This window comes from Methylophaga sp. (assembly GCF_965655755.1).
Taxonomy (GTDB): domain Bacteria; phylum Pseudomonadota; class Gammaproteobacteria; order Nitrosococcales; family Methylophagaceae; genus Methylophaga.
Window position 1 is genome coordinate 61,221 of record NZ_CBFHHW010000008.1, and the last position, 3,007, is coordinate 64,227.

A 3,007-nucleotide genomic window follows, 5' to 3' on the forward strand; every position below is an offset into this window, starting at 1 on the left:
CTCAACATCATGCGTATCAGTATGGCCGCCAATATAATCATTCGCTTCAAATACGGTGACATCGTAGTCTTTGGCCAAATACCAAGCCGCTGTTAACCCGGAAATACCCGCTCCTATCACGGCAATTTTCATTATGTTGCATCCTTTCTGAGATCATGGCGATCTCTTTTATCGACTGAAATTGTTCGCACATCCCAAATCAAACCGAGTTTTTCCATACTGAGTAAAAGGTAGTAACTAATGTCTATTTCCCACCAATAGAAACCTTGTCTTGCAGACGCGGCATGAAAATGATGGTTGTTGTGCCACCCTTCTCCTAATGTGATTAGCGCTAACCAGAAATTATTTCTACTTTGGTCCGCAGTAGGATAACGTCTTGAACCCACTTTATGAGCTAAAGAGTTAATCAGCAAAGTCGCGTGGGTCAAAACAACAGTCGATATAAAATAACCCCAGACGACGAGTTGCCAGCCACTCGTATTTAGCGATGCATTTAAGCTCGCAGCCATTTCCCCGGTGAGATAAAGCATGACGGCAAGAATAACGGGAACAACGATATCGAATCGGTCTAACCACCGCAGTTCTGGATACACCGCTAACTCGGGTACGAAGCTTAAATCGGTTTTAAAGTTCTGTTTACTCAAAAACCAGCCGGTATGACTCCATAAAAACCCCTGTTGAGGGGAGTGCGGATCGTCTTCCTTGTCAGCAAATCGATGATGTTTACGGTGGTGTGCCGCCCACCATAAAGGCCCACGCTGGGTAGCGCTGGCACCAACCACAGCGAAGATAAACTGAACGGCTCGCGAGGTTTTGAAGGATTTATGTGCGAAAAATCGATGATAGAACGCCGTAATAGCAAACATACGCAAGAGATAAAGCGCGATAGCTACAGCAACAGCGAATGTTGAAAAACCGACCCATATAACAGCGATACAGCCCAGATGCAGGATGATAAAGGGAATGATGCGCAGCCAATCAATTTGGCTGCTTGTGGGTGATATAGAATCAGATTCAAAACTGCTGTCGAACCAGTGACGTATTGCTCGCATAGAATGCTCTCATTTAATGCTGCAAGCCTAATTATCAAATTGTGAATTTGATGTGAAAGCAACTACATCAGTACTTCACCGCAATTTCACAGTACCGGGAATTTAATGCCTGAGTGTTCACTATTTTATGGTCAACGGAGACGCAAGTCATGAAGCAATTGAGTGTTGCTGTCTGCTTGATGTGGTTTTCTGCTTTTGTCAATGCTGAGGTATTGCCATCAAGCATTGAAATCAATAAAAAAACGTTACAACAGTGCAGTAAAACAGAGATAAAAGCACTTTTATTTGTAGACGTAGGTCGCGCAGCACTGTTTACGTCAGACTGTGGAAAGTTGCCTGACCTGACATCAGAAAGGCAACTATCGTTCATTTACCACAGAGAGTTCGAAGCAGACGATTTTATCGAAGCCTCAGAAACCCTACTGCAAAGAAACCTGAGTCAGGATGAATACAAAGCTATCGAGTCTGAATTAACTCTATTTAATAAATCATATCAGGCTGTTTCTGTAGGTGATCGTTACGATATACGATTAACTGCGGAAGGTCTCAGCCTTATAAAAAATGGCACAGTAATCAGTCATAGTAAATCGACTTTATTGGGAAACCAGTACTATCAGATCTGGTTTGGCAACAAACCATTCAATTCCAAATTAAAACAAGCTTTACTCAACCCTTAAGGCCGTTTTTCTTCGCTGCTGAAGTAACGTTTTGCCTCAGCATTTACCTTCGGTGCTAACATTAGCGCCGCTGTCATCGTTGGAATGGCCATCAATGCATACATGGAATCGATGAGACTTATCACCAGTTGAAGTGACGCTACTGAACCTAATACAATTAAAACCATGTAAATCCAGATATAGCGGTCCTGATTCTCTGCACCAAACAGGAATCCCAGACATTTACTACCATAGTACCAAAAGGTAAACACGGTACTCATGCTAAGCAAAGAAACGATTAGCACCAGCATTAAACTACTGCCATGTGGGAATAACTGGCTGAATGCTTCTGCCGTTAGGGTAATGCCATCATAACCGGGGGTTTGCCATACACCGCTGATAAGAATTACCAAGGCAGTACAGGTGCAAACAAGTAATGTGTCAATGATGGGTCCCAGCATCGCAACCATACCTTCACGGATTGGTTCTTTGGTTTTTGCCGCACCATGTGCCATGGCTTCGGTACCAATACCGGCTTCATTAGAAAATGCAGCGCGCCTGATACCCGTGACAATCACCGCACCGACAACACCACCAGCAACCGCCTCACCACTGAAGGCATCAACCACGATCAGCTTAAGCGCAGCAGGTACCGCATCAAAGTGTTGAATTAAGACAGTTAATGTTAACAGCAGGTAGGCCAACACCATGCTCGGTACCAGCCATGCCGTAACATTCCCTAATCTGGGTAACTTTCCCAGTCCAACCATCAGCACCAGGCTAGCCAATATCAAGCCAATACCTAAATCAAAACCAAAGTGTGAAGTTTGAGATGCGACTCCCGCCGGGATAGCAATGGTGTCGCGTACAATCTGAACCAGTTGGTTCACCTGAAAAATAGGCATCGTACCCAGAAGACCGGCAATAGCAAAAAAATACGCTAATGGTCGCCAATGTTTTCCCAATCCTTCCCGGATCACATACATTGGGCCGCCCTGTACAACACCTCGACTGTCTTTGCCACGAAACATAACAGCTAATGTACAGGTATAAAACTTGGTCGCCACACCCAGTAATGCACTAACCCACATCCAGAAAATAGCACCGGGTCCCCCCATCGCGATAGCTAATGCCACGCCCGAAACATTGCCCATACCCAGCGTGCCGGATAAAGCCGTACTCAAGGCTTGGAAATGGGATAACTCGCCGGGATCGTTGTTATCTTTTTTTCTGAGTAAGAGTCGAACACTTCGGCCAAGATAACGATATGGCAGTAGGCGAGAATAGAGCAGAAAAAAG

Annotated in this window: 4 protein-coding genes; 1 reads left to right on the forward strand and 3 read right to left on the reverse strand. The window is 44.8% G+C overall.

From position 1 onward, the window contains the following. Together ACTF5U_RS04600 and ACTF5U_RS04605 are read right to left on the reverse strand one after the other, a co-directional pair. Positions 1 to 132, reverse strand: a 132-nt coding sequence (locus ACTF5U_RS04600; protein WP_438970481.1) for an FAD-dependent oxidoreductase, incomplete at its 3' end; no start/stop codon positions are given. Further along, complete coding sequence (locus ACTF5U_RS04605; protein ID WP_438970466.1) at positions 132 to 1,052, reverse strand: acyl-CoA desaturase; 921 nt, start codon at positions 1,050 to 1,052, stop codon at positions 132 to 134. The genes ACTF5U_RS04600 and ACTF5U_RS04605, both read right to left, overlap by 1 nt. A 149-nt stretch (positions 1,053 to 1,201) precedes the next feature. Between ACTF5U_RS04605 and ACTF5U_RS04610 the strand changes: the two genes are divergently transcribed. Beyond that, on the forward strand, positions 1,202 to 1,729 hold the full coding sequence (locus ACTF5U_RS04610) for a chalcone isomerase family protein (RefSeq protein WP_438970467.1): 528 nt from the start codon (positions 1,202 to 1,204) through the stop codon (positions 1,727 to 1,729). Here the strand turns inward: ACTF5U_RS04610 and ACTF5U_RS04615 are convergent. Beyond that, positions 1,726 to 3,007 (reverse strand): alanine/glycine:cation symporter family protein (locus ACTF5U_RS04615; RefSeq protein WP_438970468.1); only part of this gene is annotated, 1,282 nt, incomplete at its 5' end. The genes ACTF5U_RS04610 and ACTF5U_RS04615 overlap by 4 nt on opposite strands.

Excerpts from the sequence above, each read along its gene's own strand:
- ACTF5U_RS04610 (WP_438970467.1), top strand. The coding sequence starts at position 1,202 with ATGAAGCAATTGAGTGTTGCTGTCTGCTTGATGTGGTTTTCTGCTTTT.
- ACTF5U_RS04605 (WP_438970466.1), bottom strand. The coding sequence starts at position 1,052 with ATGCGAGCAATACGTCACTGGTTCGACAGCAGTTTTGAATCTGATTCT.